General features: G+C 68.5%; 16 protein-coding genes. 9 read left to right on the forward strand and 7 right to left on the reverse strand.

Annotated features, from left to right (window positions below):
* Nucleotides 1-148 precede the first annotated feature (148 nt).
* From AB0H21_RS40455 to AB0H21_RS40475, 5 genes are all read right to left on the reverse strand, one after another.
* Nucleotides 149-1,159 carry a dipeptide ABC transporter ATP-binding protein gene (locus AB0H21_RS40455; protein ID WP_358527295.1) on the reverse strand — a complete coding sequence of 337 codons (1,011 nt, stop codon included), beginning with the start codon at nt 1,157-1,159 and terminating at the stop codon, nt 149-151.
* Nucleotides 1,143-2,183, reverse strand: coding sequence for an ABC transporter ATP-binding protein (locus AB0H21_RS40460; protein WP_358527297.1), 1,041 nt, complete (start codon nt 2,181-2,183; stop codon nt 1,143-1,145). Before AB0H21_RS40460 ends, AB0H21_RS40455 begins: the two co-directional genes overlap by 17 nt.
* An 11-nt stretch (nt 2,184-2,194) precedes the next feature.
* Nucleotides 2,195-3,118: an ABC transporter permease gene (locus AB0H21_RS40465; RefSeq protein WP_358527300.1), complete on the reverse strand. Its 924-nt coding sequence runs from the start codon at nt 3,116-3,118 to the stop codon at nt 2,195-2,197.
* On the reverse strand, nt 3,111-4,052 hold the full coding sequence (locus AB0H21_RS40470) for an ABC transporter permease (protein WP_358527302.1): 942 nt from the start codon (nt 4,050-4,052) through the stop codon (nt 3,111-3,113). Before AB0H21_RS40470 ends, AB0H21_RS40465 begins: the two co-directional genes overlap by 8 nt.
* A gap of 113 nt (nt 4,053-4,165) precedes the next feature.
* A complete protein-coding gene (locus AB0H21_RS40475; RefSeq protein WP_358527305.1) occupies nt 4,166-5,815 on the reverse strand; it encodes an ABC transporter substrate-binding protein in 1,650 nt (549 codons plus the stop codon).
* 454 nt (nt 5,816-6,269) lie between these two features.
* Here AB0H21_RS40475 and AB0H21_RS40480 point away from each other — a divergent pair, with 454 nt between their 5' ends.
* From AB0H21_RS40480 to AB0H21_RS40495, 4 genes are all read left to right on the forward strand, one after another.
* Complete coding sequence (locus AB0H21_RS40480) at nt 6,270-7,229, forward strand: ABC transporter permease (RefSeq protein ID WP_358527308.1); 960 nt, start codon at nt 6,270-6,272, stop codon at nt 7,227-7,229.
* Nucleotides 7,222-8,049, forward strand: a complete 828-nt coding sequence (locus AB0H21_RS40485; RefSeq protein WP_358527311.1) for an ABC transporter ATP-binding protein — start codon at nt 7,222-7,224, stop codon at nt 8,047-8,049. Before AB0H21_RS40480 ends, AB0H21_RS40485 begins: the two co-directional genes overlap by 8 nt.
* A gap of 121 nt (nt 8,050-8,170) precedes the next feature.
* Nucleotides 8,171-8,704 (forward strand): YbhB/YbcL family Raf kinase inhibitor-like protein, encoded by a 534-nt coding sequence (locus AB0H21_RS40490; protein WP_358527314.1) that lies wholly within the window; start codon nt 8,171-8,173, stop codon nt 8,702-8,704.
* A 168-nt stretch (nt 8,705-8,872) separates the two neighbouring features.
* Nucleotides 8,873-9,052 carry a hypothetical protein gene (locus AB0H21_RS40495; RefSeq protein ID WP_114033227.1) on the forward strand — a complete coding sequence of 60 codons (180 nt, stop codon included), beginning with the start codon at nt 8,873-8,875 and terminating at the stop codon, nt 9,050-9,052.
* 140 nt (nt 9,053-9,192) lie between these two features.
* Here AB0H21_RS40495 and AB0H21_RS40500 read toward each other — a convergent pair whose 3' ends face one another.
* Nucleotides 9,193-10,545 carry a lysine 2,3-aminomutase gene (locus tag AB0H21_RS40500; protein ID WP_358527317.1) on the reverse strand — a complete coding sequence of 451 codons (1,353 nt, stop codon included), beginning with the start codon at nt 10,543-10,545 and terminating at the stop codon, nt 9,193-9,195.
* A gap of 170 nt (nt 10,546-10,715) precedes the next feature.
* Here AB0H21_RS40500 and AB0H21_RS40505 point away from each other — a divergent pair, with 170 nt between their 5' ends.
* The 4 genes from AB0H21_RS40505 (at nt 10,716) to AB0H21_RS40520 (ending at nt 16,120) form a co-directional block, all read left to right on the forward strand.
* Nucleotides 10,716-11,318 carry a DUF1707 domain-containing protein gene (locus tag AB0H21_RS40505; RefSeq protein ID WP_358527320.1) on the forward strand — a complete coding sequence of 201 codons (603 nt, stop codon included), beginning with the start codon at nt 10,716-10,718 and terminating at the stop codon, nt 11,316-11,318.
* Nucleotides 11,319-11,412: 94 nt separating this feature from the next.
* On the forward strand, nt 11,413-12,432 hold the full coding sequence (gene plsX / locus AB0H21_RS40510; RefSeq protein ID WP_358527323.1) for a phosphate acyltransferase PlsX: 1,020 nt from the start codon (nt 11,413-11,415) through the stop codon (nt 12,430-12,432).
* Between the two features lie 142 nt (nt 12,433-12,574).
* Nucleotides 12,575-14,317, forward strand: coding sequence for an arginine--tRNA ligase (gene argS / locus AB0H21_RS40515; protein WP_358527325.1), 1,743 nt, complete (start codon nt 12,575-12,577; stop codon nt 14,315-14,317).
* Nucleotides 14,318-14,611: 294 nt separating this feature from the next.
* Complete coding sequence (locus tag AB0H21_RS40520; RefSeq protein WP_358527327.1) at nt 14,612-16,120, forward strand: hypothetical protein; 1,509 nt, start codon at nt 14,612-14,614, stop codon at nt 16,118-16,120.
* A gap of 365 nt (nt 16,121-16,485) precedes the next feature.
* On the opposite strand, the gene AB0H21_RS40525 is transcribed toward AB0H21_RS40520, so the two are convergent.
* A complete protein-coding gene (locus AB0H21_RS40525) occupies nt 16,486-16,866 on the reverse strand; it encodes a cell division protein SepF (RefSeq protein WP_358527329.1) in 381 nt (126 codons plus the stop codon).
* Between the two features lie 165 nt (nt 16,867-17,031).
* Here AB0H21_RS40525 and AB0H21_RS40530 point away from each other — a divergent pair, with 165 nt between their 5' ends.
* On the forward strand, nt 17,032-17,826 hold the full coding sequence (locus AB0H21_RS40530) for a PhzF family phenazine biosynthesis protein (protein ID WP_358527332.1): 795 nt from the start codon (nt 17,032-17,034) through the stop codon (nt 17,824-17,826).
* Nucleotides 17,827-18,314: the final 488 nt, after the last annotated feature.

Here is an 18,314-nt window from a genome sequence, read left to right on the forward strand (position 1 = left end):
CGTTCTATCGGGGCTCCGCTTCCCATGTCCGGCGGTCCATCAGATCGAGACCGTCCCTTGCCACCAGCCCTGAGGCCTTAACTTCACGGCCTTGGCCTAAAGGGGCGCCCCGAACCCGCCGTGCCGGAGGCGCGGCCATGAACACAGCTCAGGCGTTGATCACGTCGTGTGCCTCGGCGAAGTGGCAGGCGCTCAGGTGGCCGCCCGCGCGGATCTCCAGCAGCGGCTCCTGCTCGGCGCAGATGTCCTGCGCCTTCCAGCAGCGCGTGCGGAACCGGCAGCCGGACGGCGGGTCGGCCGGCGAGGGCGGGTCCCCCTGCAGGATGATCCGCTCGCGTCCTTCCCGGCCCTCGGGGTCGGGGACCGGCACGGCCGACAGCAGCGCCTGGGTGTACGGGTGCGCGGGCCGCTCGTAGATGTCGGCGTCCTTGCCGAGCTCCACGATCTTGCCGAGGTACATCACCGCGACACGGTCGGAGATGTGCCGGACGACCGACAGGTCGTGCGCGATGAAGATGTACGCGAGGTCGAACTCGTTCTGCAGCTTCTCCAGCAGGTTCATCACCTGCGCCTGGATCGACACGTCCAGCGCCGATACGGGCTCGTCGCAGATGATGATCTCGGGCTGGAGCGCCAGGCCGCGGGCGATGCCGATGCGCTGCCGCTGGCCGCCCGAGAACTGGTGCGGGTAGCGGTTGATGTGCTCGGGGTTGAGGCCGACGACCTCCAGCAGCTCCTGCACCTTCCGGCGGCGGTCACCCTTGGGCGCCACCTCGGAGTGGATCTCGAACGGCTCGCCGATGATGTCGCCGACGGTCATCCGCGGGTTCAGCGAGGTGTACGGGTCCTGCATGACCATCTGGATGTTGCGGCGCATCCGCTTGAGCTCGGAGCCGCGCGCCTTGGCCAGGTCGACCCCTTTGATCTTCGCCTGGCCCGAGGTCGGCCGCTCCAGCGCCATCAGCAGCTTGGCCAGCGTCGACTTGCCGCAGCCGGACTCGCCGACGACGCCGAGCGTCTCTCCGCGGTGCAGATCGAAGGAGACGCCGTCCACCGCCTTGATCGCGCCGATCTGCCGCTTGAAGACGATGCCCTGGTTCAGCGGAAAGTGCTTGACCAGGTCGCGGACCTCGAGGATCGGCTCAGCCGACGGAGCCATCGAGCACCTCCCTGTAGTAGTGGCACGCGCTGCCGCGGGTCCCGCTGATCTCGTACAGCGGGGGCACGTCGGTCACGCAGTTGTCGCGGCGGTACGGGCAGCGGGGGTGGAAGGCACAGCCCGAGGGCATGTCGAGCAGGTTCGGCGGCAGCCCCTTGATCGCGTACAGGTCCTGGCCCTTCTGGTCGACCCGGGGGATCGAGTCGAGAAGGCCCTTGGAGTAGGGGTGCGCGGGGGTCTTGTAGAGGTCGTGCACGGGGGCGTTCTCGACGATCCGCCCGGCGTACATGACCGCGATCTTGTCGGCGACGTCCGCGACCACGCCGAGGTCGTGCGTGATCAGGATGAGCCCCATGTTGCTCTCGCGCTGAAGCTCGGCGAGCAGTTCCATGATCTGCGCCTGGACGGTCACGTCCAGCGCGGTGGTCGGCTCGTCGGCGATCAGCACCTCGGGGTCCAGCGCGATCGACATCGCGATCATGATGCGCTGGCGCATACCGCCGGAGAACTGGTGCGGGTAGTCGTTGACGCGCTGCTTGGCGGCCGGGATGCGCACGCGGTCCATGAGCTCGACGGCCTTCTTCATGGCGTCGCGCTTGGACATGCCGCGGTGCACCCGGAACATCTCGCTGATCTGCCAGCCGACGGTGAACACCGGGTTCAGCGCCGAGAGGGCGTCCTGGAAGATCATGGCGATGCGCTGGCCGCGGATCTGGCTGCGCGCCTGGTCCGACAGCTTGAGCAGGTCGGTGCCGCGGAAGCGGACCTCGCCCTTGGGGATCCGCGCGGGCGGCATGTCCAGAATGCCCATGATCGCCTGTGCGGTCACCGACTTGCCGGAGCCCGACTCGCCGAGGACGGCCAGCGACTCGCCGGCGTTCACCGTGTAGCTCACGCCGTTGACGGCCCTGACCAGGCCCTGGCGGGTCGTGAACTCGACGTGCAGGTCGTCCACCGCGAGCAGGGGCTCGTTCCCGGTGTCCGCGGGCAGCAGGCTCGTGTCGGTTGACGGGTTCTTCACCATCTGTGCCTCTCCTACCGCAGCTTGGGGTCGAGCGCGTCACGAACCGCGTCACCCAGCATGACGACACTGAGGATGGTCAGGCTCAGGAACAGCGCGGGGAAGAGCAGCGGGAGCGGCGCCTCCAGGAAGCGGTTGCGCGCGTCCGCGATCATCAGGCCCCAGGAGATCTGCGGGGACTGGATGCCGAGGCCCAGGAAGGACAGGGCCGCCTCGGCAGCGATGAACGCACCGAGGTTGATGGTCGACACCACGATCACCGGCGCGACCGCGTTGGGCAGGATGTGCCGGAGCATGATCCGCCACGGCCCCGCGCCGAGCGCCCGGGCGGCCACGACGTAGTCCTGGTGCTTGGCCGTGATGACCGCGGCGCGCATGATGCGCAGGACCATCGGCCACGCGAGCAGGGCCAGGGCCAGGACGACGCTGCCGATGCCGGCGTTGTCGCGGCCGATCACCGCCAGGATCAGCACGGCGCCGAGGATCGACGGGATGGCGAAGAAGATCTCGGCGACGCGGGAGAGGATGACGTCGACCCAGCGTCCGTAGAAGCCGGCCAGCAGGCCGAGGACGCCGCCGACGATGCCGGTCACGGCCGCGCTGATGAAGCCCACCAGGATCGACACCCGCGCGCCGTGGATGACCCGGGAGTACACGTCACAGCCCAGGTTGTCGCTGCCGAACCAGTGCTCGGACGTGATGCCCTTGCGCGCGTTGGCCAGGTTGCAGGTGGAGGGGTCCACGCCCACGCTGTCGAAGACACCGGGGACCGTGGAGATCACGACGAGCAGCCCCACCATGGCGGCACCGATGATGAACACCGGGTTGCGCCGCAGGTCGTACCACGCGTCCGACCACAGGCTCGCGGGTTTGTCCTTCTTGGCGGTCTTCGCGGGCGGCGCGGCGGGCGCCGTCGCGGGCAGGGTGTCGTTACTCATAGCGGATCCTGGGATCGAGGACGGCGTACAGCAGGTCGACCAGGAGGTTGGCCACGATGTAGATCAGGACCAGTACCGTCACGATGCCCACCACGACAGGGTTCTCCTGCAGGTAGACCGACTGGAAGAGCTGCTGGCCGATTCCGGGCAGGTTGAAGATGGTCTCGGTGATGACCGCGCCGCCCATGAGCGTGCCGAGGTCGGCGCCCAGGTAGGTCACCAGGGGGATCAGCGAGTTGCGCAGCGCGTGGCGTCCCAGCACGCGCCTTCGTGGCATGCCCTTGGCGACGGCCGTCCGGACGTAGTCCGCGCGCAGGGTCTCCATCAGGCTCGTCCGCGTCAGGCGGGTGAGGTAGGCGATGGAGATGGTGGCGAGCACGAATCCCGGCAGCAGGTAGCTGCGCATGCCGTCCTGGACGCCCGCGACGGGGAAGAAGTCGATGCCCGTGCCGAGCTTCAGCTTGACGCCGAGGACGAGCTGGAGCACGAAGCCGCTGACCAGGGTCGGGATCGAGACGAGCAGCAGCGTGAAGGCCAGGACGGCCTTGTCCTCCCACTTGCCGCGCCGCAGCGCGGCCCAGAATCCGAGGCCGATGCCGATGACGGCCTCGAAGATGAGGGCGGTCATCGACAGCTTGAACGTGACCTGGAACTTGCCCTCGAAGATGGTCGAGACGGGAAGCCCGCGGAACGTGGTTCCGAAGTCGCCGCTGAGAATGTCACGGATGTAGTACCCGTACCGCACGAGCAGCGGTTCGTTCAGATGGAACTGTTCCCTCATCGCCGCCGCGAAGACGGGGTCGACGCGCTTCTCGCCGGCCAGCGCTTGGAGGGGGTCGCCCGGCAGGGCGTAGACGATGGCGAAGATGAGGAAGGTGGTGCCCAGCAACACAGGGATCGCCTGGAGCAGGCGCCGTAGGACGTAGCGGCCCATTGAGTCTCCCGATCATTACAAAGGGCAGCCCGCCGCAACCTCTGAGCTGCCCTCATGGGTGGCCGTCCACTCCGGGTGGTTCGAATGTATCGAACCACCCGGAGTGGTCGGCGTCAGGCCTTCTCTACGTTGAACAGGTCGATCCGCTCGAACGGGTCAATCTTGACGTTCTTCACGTTCTGCGAGTAGGCGCCGTTGGTCTGGTAGAAGTAGATCGGAATGTACGGCAGCTGCTGGATGAGCAGGTCGTCCGCCTTCTGGTAGAACTGGATGCCCTCGTCGAGGGTCTTGGCGGCGTCGCCCTGGGTCAGCAGGTCGTCGAACTCCTTGCTCTTGTAGCCGGAGTAGTTCGAGCTGCCGCCCGAGCCGAAGATCGGCCGCAGGTAGTTCTCGGGGGACGGGTAGTCCATGATCCACGCCATGCGGAAGGCGCCGGGCCACTTCTTGGCGCCCAGGTCGTCGAGGATCGTGGCGAACTTCTCGACCGGCTTCGGCGTGACCTTCGCACCGAGGTTGGTGCGCAGGTTGTTGGCGATGGCCTCGATCCACTCCTTGTGGCCGCCGTCACCGTTGTAGCCGATGACGATCTCGTCCATCTTGTCGCCGCCGGCCTGCTGGAACAGGGCCTTGGCCTTGGCGGGGTCGTAGGTGCACGCCTCGCCGCAGGCGCCCTGGCGGTAGCCGGAGACGACCGGGCTGATGAAGTCGTCGGCCGGAACGCGGGTGCCGGAGAAGACGGTCTCGGTGATCGTCTTGCGGTCGATCGCCATGGAGATCGCCTTGCGGACGTCCGCGCTCTTGGCGTAGTTGGCGCCGTTCTCGATCGGGAAGCCGATGTAGCCGACACCCGAGGACGGCTGCTCGATGTAGCGGTCGCCGAACTCGGTCTTGGCGGTGGCGATCGCCTCGGCGGGCAGCTGGTCCATGATGTCCAGGTTGCCGGCGCGCAGGTCGTTGAAGGCCGTCGCGAGGTCGGTGTAGATCTTGAAGTCGACGTCGATCTTGGCCTTGCCCTCCTTGAAGTCCTCGTTGCGGACCATGGAGATGGTCTGGTCCGTGCCGCGCTTCCAGGCCTTGGACATCTTGAAGGGGCCGTTGCCGACCGGGTTGGAGCCGTAGTCGGCCTTGAGCTTGCCCTCGGACTCGAAGGCCGCCTTGGGCAGGGGGTAGAACGCGGTGTAGCCCAGCATCGTCGGGAAGCCGGAGAACGGGTTCTTGAGCTGGACGGTGAAGGTCTTGTCGTCGACGACCTTCAGCCCGCTGAGGGTGGTCGCCGTCGGCGTCTTGCCCTCGCCCGGGTTCATCTCGTCGTAGCCGACGATGCTCCCGAAGAAGTAGTTGCCCTCCTGGGCGTTGGCGCCGTTCGCCGTGAAGTTCCAGGAGTCGACGAAGTTCTGGGCCACGACGGGTTCACCGTTGTGCCACTTGTACCCGTCCTTGAGCTTGATCGTCCACGTCGTGGAGTCCGGGGACTCGATGGACTCGGCGACGCGGTTGAACGGCTTCTTGTCCGCGTCGTAGTCAACAAGTCCGACGAAGAGGGCGTTCAGCACCTCGGCGCCACTCGTCTCGGTCGTGTTGCCCGGGATGAGGTCGTGCTGGGGTTCAGCGATCTCGACCCGGACCGCACCCGCGGCGCCACCGCCGGCGGCGGAGGAGCTGGAGTTGGTGCTGGTGTTGCCACTGCTACCGCCACACGCCGCAACCGCCAGCGCGAGCAACGCGGTCGCCGTTACGATCTGTGCGCCCTTGGTCACACGCATCGTGGATTAATCCTCCCTCTAAGGTGGGCGTTGACACTGAACCGCGCCGTGTCGTGCCCCTCCCAGGGGATCCGGCCCTGGAATTCGCGGACACGGTCAAGTCAGTTGACGCCCTGCCAGTCGACCGCGAGCATCCCTCACTACTTCGCACCAGCGAGTCTCTGGCGCATTGCAGTTCGGTCACACGTGGCCCTGTCCGGCGTCACACGCATACCATCTAGGCCATCAACAATGCCTTGATATGGCACAAAGTCCTCACTAAGGTACACACAATTGGGCAATGGTCGCACCCAGGGCATCTCTGCTGGGCATCCCCCCTTCCGGCTCCCACCTGCGCGGACATGCCTCGCATGACCGGCGTCAGGCCCCCGCGCGTACCCGTGTACCAGACGTGCGCCCTGATCGAATGGCACCGTAGGCATGTCATTCACCCGGATCCAATAGAGTCCATGCCATGAGTCAGCCGGAATCCGCCGTCGCGGACTCCCGAGCGGGCGACCGGGCTCGCGGCTCCTCCCAGAACGGGAAGGAATCGCTGTCCGCGCTCGCCGAGCGCCACGGGTTGCGACGCGCCATCGCGCGCCCCAGTCTGCCCGTCTACCTGCGTCAATTGTGGGAGCGGCGGCACTTCGTCCTGACGTACGCCACGTCGCGTAACGTCTCGAAGTACTCCGACTCGATGCTGGGCCAGCTGTGGCAGGTGCTCACGCCGCTGTTGAACGCGGGCGTCTACTACCTCATGTTCGGCCTGATCCTGGGGCAGAAGAAGGACATCACCAACTACACCGCGTTCCTCATCACCGGTGTGTTCGTGTACTCCTACACCCAGCGGTCGATCACGGGCGGCGCCAAGTCGATCTCGGGGAACCTCTCGCTGATCCGCGCGCTCCACTTCCCGCGCGCGGCGCTCCCCCTGGCGTACACGATCCAGGAGTTCCAGCAGCTCGCCATCTCCATGGGCGTCCTGGCGGTCATCGTCCTGGTCACGGGCGAGCCGCTCGTGTGGGCGTGGCTGCTGATCCCGTTCGCCCTGCTCCTACAGACGATCTTCAACGTCGGCATGAGCCTGCTGCTCGCCCGCGTGGGCGCGTTCGTCCGCGACATGAACCAGTTGCTGCCCTTCGTCCTGCGCACCTGGCTCTACACCTCGGGCGTCTTCTACAGCATCCCGGCGAAGATGAAGGACAACCCGGACTGGGCCCGCTTCCTGCTGGAGTTCAACCCGCCGTCCGTCTTCATCGACCTGATGCGGCACCTGCTCCTCGCGACGTATCCTCGCGATCTCGACAAGCTCGGCTACCCGCACAGCAGCCTGGGCCAGCTGTGGCTATACGCTGCCTTCTGGGCCGCGGTGGCCCTGATCGGCGGCTTCTGGTACTTCTGGCGGGCCGAAGAGAGGTACGGCCGTGGCTGAGCTGACCAAGGAGCTGTCCCAGATGGCGAACGAGCAGGCGACCCAGGCGGGCGCCGCGCCGCAGGACGCCGCCGAGATAGGCGCGCCCACGGTCATCGTCGACGACCTCCACATCATCTACCGCGTGTTCGGCGCGGCCAGCGAGGCCGAGAAGGGCAACGCCGCCAACGCCCTGATGCGCATCATCCGCCGCCAGGGCCGGCCGCAGATGAAGGAGGTCCACGCCGTGAAGGGCGTGAGCTTCATCGCCCGCCACGGCGACGCGATCGGCATCATCGGCCGCAACGGCTCAGGCAAGTCCACCCTGCTGCGGGCCATCGCCGGCCTGCTGCCCCCGCACAAGGGCTCGGTCTACACCGACGGCCAGCCATCGCTGCTCGGCGTCAACGCCGCGCTGATGAAGGAGCTGACCGGCGAGCGCAACATCGTGCTCGGCTGCTACGCGATGGGCATGACGCCCGCCCAGGTCAGGGAGCGCTACGACGAGATCGTCGAGTTCTCCGGCATCGGCGAGTTCGTCCAGTTCCCGATGTCCACCTACTCCTCGGGTATGGGCGCCCGGCTGCGGTTCGCCATCGCCTCGGCCAAGACCCACAACGTCCTGCTGATCGACGAGGCCCTCGCCACCGGCGACCGCGACTTCAAGCGCAAGAGCCAGGAGCGCATCCACCAGATGCGCGAGGAGGCCGGCACGGTGTTCCTGGTCGCCCACAACCTGGACGTCATCGAAGAGACCTGCAACCGCGTCATCTGGCTGCACAAGGGCCAGATCAAGATGGACGGCGACCCCACGACCGTCCTCGCGGCCTACAACGCCTAGCTGTGCCTATGGCCGCGCCTCCGGCGCGGCGGGTTCGGGGCGCTGTACCGGAGGCTCGGTCATAGGCAGGGCAGGATGGGGACGTTCGAGTTCGAGAACGTCCTTTCATCGGAGGTCCCCTGTGGCCAAGCAACCACCGATTCCGTACGACTTCCTGCCCGAGGTCCCGCCGCTCACCGTCGAGAGTGACGACGTCAGGGACGGCGAGCGCCTGTCCGACGCCCAGGTCTTCGACGGCTGGGGCGTGGGCGGCGGCAACGTCTCCCCGCACCTGCGCTGGTCGGGCGCGCCCGCGGGCACCAAGAGCTTCGCCGTGACGTGCTTCGACCCCGACGCGCCGACCGGCAGCGGCTTCTGGCACTGGCTGGTGTACGACATCCCGGCCGACGTCACCGAGCTGCCGTCCGGCGCGGGGTCGGCCGACCTGAAGGGCCTGCCCGTGGGCGCCGTCCACGGGCGCAACGACTACGGCCTGAAGCACTACGGCGGCGCCGCGCCGCCTCCCGGCACGCCGCACCGCTACCTGTTCGCCGTCCACGCGCTCGGCGTCGAGAAACTCGACCTCGGGGACGACCCTGCGGCCGCCGTCGTGGGCTTCAACGTCACCGCCAACACGCTCGCCCGCGGCTACATCGCCCCGATCTACGAGACCTGAGCCCCCGCGGTGACGGACGTCGGCGGCCGGTGCCGCCGCGTCTCGCGGGTCCTCTGATACCGATCGGACTAGACCGTACAGAAGTCCGACACGCGCCCCCGAATCTGCTGACATCGCGCACGGCGTTCCACTATGATTCGAACGAAGATTCGATCTGAGGGATACGTGATGGAGTGGGGGTGCGGGGTGCAAGAACTGGCGATCGCGATCGATCACCTGTCCGCGGAAGACCCTTCGGACATTCCACGTGGCCTGCTCGCCGAGCAGCTCATCGAGCTGCACTGGCAGATGGCCCGCCTGCAGGCCCAGATCGCCCGCCGCACCTACGTGCGCAATCCGGGCTCCTGACAGAGATCTGATCCTGGGTCAAGTCAAGTCATCGACCACATCGATATTCGCTTCGGCGTTCGAACACCGGCCGGCGCCTCGGGCGAGGCACCGGCCGGTGTGTTCGGGATGTGCCGGCCTCCCGGCCTCGCCCGGCGGTCTTACAGCCGGCCGAGCGGGCCGCCCGGCGAGGCCGGGAGGCATGCGTCATCCAGGGGGGTGGTCTCGAACGGGAATCGGTCGGCGAAGGCCGGGCGCAGATCGCTGATCCACGCCGCCCCCGGGTCGTACTCCGCGAAGAACGGGCGCCCGACGAGCGCGGGGTCGCGTGCCTGTATGAGATGCAGCACGAAGACCTTCCGCCCCGCCACCTCGGCGACCCCGTCCACGCACACCTTCCCCGGCGTCGCGGACATCGACGGGCCCCGCACGGTGCGGCACAGCCCGGAGACCCGCGCGTAGGCGTCGCGGAAGATCTCGTAAGCGCGGGCCAGCGGCACCGCGAAGTAGTCCTGCGGCCCGGTGTCGCGCTCGACGAACATGTAGTACGGCACCATGCCGAGCCCGAGCTGGGTCCTCCACATGCCCGCCCAGGTGTCCGGGTGGTCGTTGACCGTACGGATCAGCGGCGCCTGCGTGCGGATGACGGCGCCGGTGTCCCGGATCGCCCGCACGGCCGTCTGGACGAGCTCGGGCTCCATCTCGCGCGGGTGTGAGAAGTGCGCCATGAAGGCGAGGTTCTTGCCGGACTCGACGACCGACGAGAACAGCCGCAGGACGTCCGGGGCGTCGGGGTCGGTGACGAACCGGCCGGGCCAGTAGGCGAGCGACTTGCTGCCGATGCGGATGGACTCCAGCTGCTCCAGCGCGAGCAGCGGCTCGACGTACCTCCGCAGCACGGGACCGCTCATGATCATCGGGTCGCCGCCGGTGAGCAGCACGCTGGTGACGCCAGGGTGCTCACGCAGATAGCGGCCCAGGCCCTGGACGTCGTCGGACGCCATCTTGAGGTCCGGGTCGCCGACGAACTGGGCCCAGCGGAAGCAGTACGTGCAGTAGGCGTGGCAGGTCTGCCCCTGCTTGGGGAAGAAGAGCACGGTCTCCGGGTATTTGTGCTGGATGCCGGGCATCGAGTCGCTCCCCACCCGCGGCATGTTCAGCTCCATCTGCCCGGCCGGATGCGGGTTGAGCCTCATACGCACCCTGCTCGCCGCCGTCTGCACCTCGGCGGCGGGCGCCCCGGCCCGCAGGAGCCCGGCGATGGACGACACGTCCTTCTCGGGCAGCATGTCCTCCTGCGGGAACACCAGCCGGTAGATGGGGTCACCCGGAATGTCCGACCAGTCGATCAACTGGTCGACGACATATTGGTTCGTCCTGAACGGCAGCACCGACGCCACCGCCCGGACGCGCAGCCGCGCCTCGGAGTCGAGCCCCGCGCGCATGAGTAGGTCGTCCAGATGCTTGGCCGTGTAGGCCCGGAATCCTCTTGTACCGGTCTGGGTCAGGGTCACTCGAGATTTTTCCTCTCTTGTGGTCTGTCCGGTAAACCTGATGCGCCTGTTGTGCGTCTTTTGCTCTTACGGACGCTCGAGCACGTCCGCTTGGTTCCGCCCGACCGAAAAGCCTTGGTAAAACCTTCCGGATATCGCGACATATCTTGAGTTGGGCTACGCTGGTCCGTGTGAGCTCTCTTACGCCCTTCGAGTCAGGCGACACCGCGCAGCGCGCGTCCGACGCCGACCGCGATCACATCGCCGCCATCCTGGGCGAGGCTCTGGCCACCGGCCGCCTCACCAGCGTCGAGCACGCCGACAGGCTGGAAGCCGCCTACAACGCCGTCACCGTCGGCGACCTGGTCCCGCTCACCCGCGACCTGACCGGCCTCGCCCCCGCCTCCACGCCGAGCTTCAGCGCCGACCAGCAGGCGGTCACGGCCGTCTTCAGCAAGATCATTCGAGGCGGGCGCTGGGTGGCCGGCCGCCACACCGTCCTGCGCTCCACCTTCGGGGCGCTCATCATCGACCTCACCGACGCCGTGCTCCCTGGCCGCGAGGTCACCCTCGAACTCAACTCGTTCTGCGGCAAGCTCATCGTCCGTGTCCCCGAGAACGCCCGGGTGATGGACGAGGGCAGCGCGATCTTCTCCAAGCGTCACATCTCCGGCGGCAACGAGGGCGGCGACCCGAACGGGCCGCTCATCCGCGTGACGGGCCGGGCGATGTTCGGCAAGGTCGTGGTCTCGCGCGGGGTCAGCGACCACCACTGGCCCTGGCACATGGGCTGAGGCGCACCACCCCGGCGTCCGGCCTGGCGCACAGAACACTCAGCCTGGCCACCTACGATGCGGGACACACACTGATTCCGTACGAGGTGACCGCTTGGACGGCATTCCGCCGATAGCCCTTGACGCCATGGGAGGCGACCACGCCCCAGGCGCGATCGTGGCGGGAGCCGTGGCGGCCGTACGGGACCACGGCGTGCCCATCGTGCTCGTCGGCGCCCCCCGCGCGATCTCCGAGGCGCTCGCCGAGCACGACGCCGTCGGAGAGATCCCGATCGTGCGAGCGGAGGAGGCCCTCGCCATGGACGAGGGCGCCCTCGCCAGCCTGCGCCGTCCCCGCTCCAGCATCGCCGTCGCCTGTCACCTCGTGCGCCGGGGCGACGCCTCCGCCGTCGTGTCCGCCGGCTCCACGGCCGGGGTCGTGGCCACCGGCAAGCTGCGGCTGAGAGCCCAGCAGGGCGTCCTGCGGCCCGCCATCACCGTCCCCCTGCCCACCAGGCCCCACCCCACCGTCCTGCTGGACGCCGGAGCCACCGCCGACGTCAAGCCGGAGATCCTCGTCCAGTTCGCCCACCTCGGCGCCGCGTACGCCGAGACGGCCCTCGGCATCGAGCGGCCCCGCGTCGGCCTGCTCACGATCGGCGGGGAGGCCGAGAAGGGCAACAAGCTCACCAAACGCGCCCACGAGCTGCTCGCCGCCGTTCCCGCGCTGAACTTCACCGGCAACATCGAGGGACACGACCTGCTGAACGGGGTCGTCGACGTGATCGTCACCGACGGCTTCACCGGGAACATCGCCCTCAAGACCATGGAGGGCGCCGTCCGGTACGCGTTCACCGAACTGCGCGAGACCCTCGAATCCGGGCACGTCTCGCGTCTCGCCGCGACGCTCCAGCGCGGGCGGCTGCGCGAGCTGCGCAAACGCCTCGACCCGGAGGTGTACGGCGGGGCCGTGCTGCTCGGCCTGAACGGCACCGTGGTGATCGCCCACGGCGCCTCGACCGCCAAGGGCGTGGCCGCCGCGTGCGCACTCGCCCTCACCCTCGCCCGCCAGGGCACGGTCACCCGCGTCGGCGAGCGCATCGCGGCGGGCCACAAATCCCTCCGCCGCCGCTGACCCCCACCCCACCCTCAGCCCCACCGCCGGCCGCCCTCCGACCGGGACGCCGACCGGGCCTCTTCTGGGGGTCCACCCACAGGACGATCATGCCTGTGGATAAACATCTCGCCGTCCGGTGATCAGCCGATATCCTTGACGCATGACCGACCCGCAGCTCGTGCTCACCGAGCGGGTCCAGCAGGCGCTGGGCACCGCCTTCGGTCCGGAGTACATGGGCGCCGACCCGCTGATCCGGCCCTCTCAGTTCGCCGATTTCCAGGCGAACGTCGCGCTGAGCCTGGCCAAGCGGCTGCGACGCACCCCGCGGGAGGTCGCCCAGGCCATCGCCGACGCCCTCGGCGCGGCCGGCGCCGGCGACGCGTTCTCCAAGATCGAGATCAGCGGTCCCGGCTTCCTCAACATCACGCTGAGCGACGAATGGATCGCCGAGCAGGCCTCGCTCACGCTCCAGGATCCGCGCAGCGGCGTCGGGCGCGCCACGCCCCCGCAGACCGTCGTCATCGACTACTCCGCGCCGAACGCCGCCAAAGAGATGCACGTCGGCCACCTTCGGACGACCATCGTCGGCGACTCGCTGGCCCGCCTCCAGCACTACCTCGGCAACCGGGTCATCCGGCAGAACCACCTCGGCGACTGGGGCACCCAGTTCGGCATGCTCATCGAGCACCTGCTCGACATCGGCGAGGCCAACGCCCTCGCCCGGCTGGAGTCCGGCGAGACCAACGAGTACTACCAGGAGGCGCGGGCCAAGTTCGACTCCGACCCGGACTTCAAAGATCGCTCGCGCCGCCGCGTCAGCACCCTCCAGTCCGAGGACCCGGAGACGATCCGGCTGTGGCACCTGTTCATGGACGCCACGATCCGCTACTTCAACCGGATCTACTCCCTGCTCGGCGTCACGCTGACCGACGCCGACATCGCCGGCGAGAGCATGTACAACCCCATGCTCGCCGAGACCTGCGACGATCTGGAGGCCGCCGGGGTCGCCGTGATCAGCGAGGGCGCGCTGTGCGTGTTCCCCCCGGGCTTCAAGGGCAGCGACGACAAACCCCTGCCGCTGATCATCCGGAAGAGCGACGGCGGGTACGGCTACGCCACGACCGACATGAGCGCCATCCGCTACCGCGTGCGCGACCTGAAGGCCGACCGCATCCTGTATGTCGTGGGCGCCGACCAGGCCCTGCACTTCCAGATGGTCTTCGCCGCCGCCCGGCAGGCGGGCTGGCTGACCGACGAGGTCTCCGCCGAGCACCTCCAGATCGGCATGATGCTCGGCGCCGACGGCCGCCGGTTCCGCACGCGCAGCGGTGAGAGCGTCAAGCTGCTCGACCTGCTGGACGAGGCCGTCGAGCGCGCCTCCACCGCCATCGCCGAGCGCGGCTACGACGAGGCGACGCGCGCCGAGATCGCCCGCACGGTCGGCATCGGCGCGGTCAAGTACGCCGACCTGTCGGTCAGCCACGACAGCGAGTACATCTTCGACTTCGACCGCATGCTGGCCTTCACCGGCAACACCGGCCCGTACATGCAGTACGCCACGGCGCGAATCCGCTCGATCTTCCGCAAGGGCGACGTCGACCCGTCCGAGGTCACCGGGCCGATCATCCTCGGCGAGCAGGCCGAGCGCGACCTGGCGCTTCAGCTCCTGGGGTTCGGCACGGTCATCGAGAACGCCACCGCCACGGCCGAGCCCCACCGCGTCTGCGCCTACCTCTACGAGACGGCCAGCGCCTTCACCACCTTCTACGAGAAGTGCCCCGTCCTGAAGGACGACGTCACCCCCGAAACGCGCACCTCCCGCCTGGCCCTGTGCGCCCTGACCCTACGCGTCCTCCAAACCGGCCTGAACCTCTTGGGCGTCCCCGTCCCCGACCGCATGTGACAACCCGTCCTCTCCTCGCGCCGCTCGTCGGCGTGCCGTCGTACACGGCGGCACCCAAAGAACTAACCTTGGCGCGGTCATGGGAATGCCTGCCGAACCCTCGCCACCGGGGGGCTTCCTCACGCCTTCGGGGAGTTGCCCGCTTTGAGCATGGACCTGACCGAAAACTCCGGCTTTTCCGGCGCCGCGAACCCTGTGCCGCCCCCACGCCGCACCACCGCCAGTCCCCCCACCACTCACGGAGCCGCAGGAGCCCCCACCCTCTCGGGACCGGCCGCGGAGGACACCCCTTTCTTGGGACCGGCGCCTGGGGATGGCACCCTCTCGGAGCCGACCGCAGGGGACACCACCGGCACCGCCCAAGACGTCGCGGAAACCGGCATCGGCGCCGGCTCAGGGCCCGGTATCGAGGACGGCTCGCAAGCCGGTGTCGAGGACGGTACGCGGGCCGGTGTCGAGGACGTTTCGGAGTTGCGGCGGTATGCCGAGGCGCTTTTCACGCGGTTGGCCGCGGACGGTACCGCGCCGCCGCTTCCCCCGGGCGGCCTCGACGCGCCCGGCTCCTGGCTGGCCGCCGCGATCGAGGCGCTCGTCCTGATCCTCTCCGGGGACGACGCCTTGGAGCCGCTCAGCCGCGCCGCGCAGCTCGACGAGGCCGGGACCGCCCTCTTCCTCTGCCTGGCCCTCGCCGTCAGCGGGAACGGCGACCGCATCCACGCCTCGTGGCTCGGCACCGCCTTCGGCGACCTGTCCGCCGATCGCCCGGTGACTCCAGGCCAGCGCGCGCTGTGGACCGCCGCCGCCCGCGGCGCGTACGGCCCCGCGGGCAAGATCTTCGTGCTGCGCAAGCTCGACGCCTCGGGCGTCTCCTCGGCCATCGAGCCCGAACTGTGGCTGCGCGCCCTCGCCCCGGAGGACGCCTCCGCCGGTTCGCCCGCCATGACCGCGCTGCCCGCCCTGGCCGAGGTCCCCGAACTGGCCGAGCCGGTACGGGCCGCGTCCCGCCTTAAGCGCCTGCTCGAACGCTGCACCGAGATCACCTCCGCCCGCCCGCCGCTGATCCCCCGAGGCGAGCGACCTGACCCCCGGCCCGACACCGAGCCGCTCACCGTTCTCCGCTCCCTTGCCCACGCGAAGGAGCCAGGACCACTCGATTCGCTGAGCAGTGCACACCCTGTGGAGGAACCGGCGAACCTCGGGGCGCTGAGCGCGCACCTTCTGGACGACATCCAGCCCGGCGCGGACCCGTACCTCGCGGCCATCGCCTTCCACGTCGCCGCGCCGGTCGTCCGTACCGCCGCCGGAGAGCTCGCCGAGGCGACGGCGGTCGCGCCGCCCTCGGAGATCAGCGTGCCGCTGCTCGGGCACGAGGTGATCCTGCGCCCCGAAGGCCCCGATGTCCCGTCCCTCACCGCAGCCGAGACGGCCATCCACGCCGAGAGCGCGGCACACCGCTCCTCGCGCTGGCTGGTGTACGGGCCGGCGCTGCTGCCCATCGCGGCCCTGGTGCTGGCCTTCACGGTGTCCGAGCTGTTCGCCGTGGCCTCGCTCGTCCTCGGCGGCATCGTCGGCTTCCTGCTCTGGCGTGCGAACGCCCGCGAACAGGCCAAGGCACGCCGCGTCGAGGCCGAGGTCGCCCGGCTGCGTGAGCAGGCCGAGGCGGCGGTGTGGGCGTTGCACGACTTCGCGCGCGAGGCGGAGCAGCGCGCCGCGACCGCCCAGGAGAACCTCACGGCGCTCACCCGCCTCCTGCGCCGTGGCCCGGCGGTCGCCGGCCAGCGTCCTTCCGCCGCGTCACGCTGAACGTTCTGCTCTCGCACGCACGATCGGGACGCGGCCGAGAAGAAGGAAACCGCTGACCACAAATGGCCGTGCCCATGCCCACTGAGGCGGATTGAGCAAGCAACCCGGCTTGCATGGAGAGGACGTCCCTCAGAGCCCTGGCAGAGCACGCAGGCCCGCTGAGCCATGCCGAGAGGACAACCCCCCTCGGAACGCAAAACGCGGCGCCGGATTCCCGGCGCCGCGTCGCGCTTCTCCGTCATCGTCCGTCGTCGTCACAGTCTTGGGGTGCCGTCCCAGACGCTCCAGATCCTCGCCAGGCGCTCGCCCGGTTCTCACCGGGGCCACCGGGCCCTCCATGGACCTGACCTCTCGTCCTCGTCGTCTTACGTGGTCGTGATCTCGACGTCGGCGGGGGCGAGCAGGAAGACCTTGTCAGCGATCCGCTCGATGCGCCCCTCGCAGCCGTAGGTGAGACCGGCCGCGAAGTCGACCATACGGGTGGCCTCGGCCATGGACATGCCCGCCACGTCCATGATGACCGCCTGGCCATCCCGGAAGTGCTGCCCCACGGTGAGCGCGTCGGAGTACTTCCGCGGGCGGATCATGATGATCCGTGCGGGATCCCCACCCGACCCCCAGCGCCTGGCGGCCCGTTCCGACGCGGGCATCCACTCATCCTCGTACTCGTCATAGTCGTAGGGCTCGTCGTACTGATCCCCATCGCCCAGGCCAAGGTAACTCACCACCCTGCGCACTGCCCCCATCGGCTGTCCTTTCCGCGAGAACCGGCCACATTCGCCGTGCCCCGACACAAATGACCGTAACGGACCCGTCGCCGGGGAGGGCGCGACACGCCCATGTCCTTTTGATTTTGCACGGGTTGCACAGCCGTTTCGACCGGTTATCTGGGGGTGGATAGGATCGCCGGCATGCGTATCTTCACCGTCGATTCGTTCACCGATCAGGCCTTCAAGGGTAACCCCGCCGCCGTCTGCCTGCTGGAGAGTCCGCGATCCGACGAGTGGATGCAATCCCTGGCCAGCGAGATGCGGCACTCCGAGACGGCGTTCGTTCTGGAGCAGGAGGAGGGCCGGCCGTACTCCCTGCGGTGGTTCACTCCGGCGGCCGAGGTGGCATTGTGCGGGCACGCCACCCTGGCATCCGCCCACGTGCTCTATTCGATCGGGGCGGCCTCCGATTCGATCGAATTTTCTACGAAGAGTGGAATCCTGACCACGCGGAAGCTTGATCACAACCATATTTCGATGGATTTCCCGGCCATCCCGGTGGCTGATATATCACCTCCGGAGGCCCTCGGCAAGGCTCTCGGAGCCTCTCCGACGTGGGTCGGCATGGGCCGTTTCGACATCCTGGCCGAGCTCGACTCCGAGGACGCGGTCCGCGAGCTGACCCCTGACATCAACGCCCTGGCCTCTCTGCCGGCCCGGGCCGTCTGCGTCACCGCCCGCGCCGCCGACCCTTCAGGCGAGGCCGACTACGTCTCGCGCGTCTTCGCCCCCGCCGTCGGCATCCCCGAGGACCCCGTGACCGGATCCGCCCACTGCATGCTGGCCCCGTACTGGACCGCCAAGCTCGGCCCGGCCTCTCTCGTAGGCGCCCAGCTCTCCCAACGAGGCGGCACCGTCCACACCACCGTGCAAGACGACCGCGTAGCCCTCGCAGGCCAAGCCATAACCATTTGGTCCGGCCACCTCCACGTATAACCCAAGAGCGGGTCGTCCATCTGGTTCTCGATCCGGCTCCGGGTACGTCCAGGGCCCGATGACCGTCCACCAGGAGGAAGCGGTGAGGATCCGGTCGGCCGCCGTATCTGGGCGCCGGATTCGCCGACCTGCGTCCCACCGCGCCCGCGCCACTAACAGATGTCCCCTGCGGCGACGCAGAAGCAGCACGGCGGCAAAGGAGAGAGGAGCGGTTGAGCGGAGACACGGGCCCCGCGGCCGGGCAAGCAAAAAGCCGGGCCCCAGAGGGGAGACAACCCCCTCCGGACCCCGGCCGGCACCACCCCAGCACACACGGAAAAACCTGACCAACCCAGCAAACAGGACCCGGCAACCGGGCCACCAGATCGAACACACAGGCACGGGAAGCACAGAAAACACCCCGGAAACGCAGGAAGGCCACCCGAAACCTCGGGTGGCCCTCCTGCATAACAAAAATTGTCCGGCGGTGTCCTACTCTCCCACACCGT

It is taken from the genome of Sphaerisporangium sp. NPDC051011, assembly GCF_040653595.1.
Taxonomy (GTDB): Bacteria; Actinomycetota; Actinomycetes; order Streptosporangiales; family Streptosporangiaceae; genus Sphaerisporangium.

Excerpts from the sequence above, each read along its gene's own strand:
- AB0H21_RS40460 (WP_358527297.1), bottom strand. The coding sequence starts at position 2,183 with ATGGTGAAGAACCCGTCAACCGACACGAGCCTGCTGCCCGCGGACACC.
- AB0H21_RS40475 (WP_358527305.1), bottom strand. The coding sequence starts at position 5,815 with ATGCGTGTGACCAAGGGCGCACAGATCGTAACGGCGACCGCGTTGCTC.
- AB0H21_RS40525 (WP_358527329.1), bottom strand. The coding sequence starts at position 16,866 with ATGGGGGCAGTGCGCAGGGTGGTGAGTTACCTTGGCCTGGGCGATGGG.
- argS (WP_358527325.1), top strand. The coding sequence starts at position 12,575 with ATGACCGACCCGCAGCTCGTGCTCACCGAGCGGGTCCAGCAGGCGCTG.
- AB0H21_RS40530 (WP_358527332.1), top strand. The coding sequence starts at position 17,032 with ATGCGTATCTTCACCGTCGATTCGTTCACCGATCAGGCCTTCAAGGGT.
- AB0H21_RS40480 (WP_358527308.1), top strand. The coding sequence starts at position 6,270 with ATGAGTCAGCCGGAATCCGCCGTCGCGGACTCCCGAGCGGGCGACCGG.
- AB0H21_RS40470 (WP_358527302.1), bottom strand. The coding sequence starts at position 4,052 with ATGGGCCGCTACGTCCTACGGCGCCTGCTCCAGGCGATCCCTGTGTTG.
- AB0H21_RS40495 (WP_114033227.1), top strand. The coding sequence starts at position 8,873 with ATGGAGTGGGGGTGCGGGGTGCAAGAACTGGCGATCGCGATCGATCAC.
- AB0H21_RS40465 (WP_358527300.1), bottom strand. The coding sequence starts at position 3,118 with ATGAGTAACGACACCCTGCCCGCGACGGCGCCCGCCGCGCCGCCCGCG.
- AB0H21_RS40455 (WP_358527295.1), bottom strand. The coding sequence starts at position 1,159 with ATGGCTCCGTCGGCTGAGCCGATCCTCGAGGTCCGCGACCTGGTCAAG.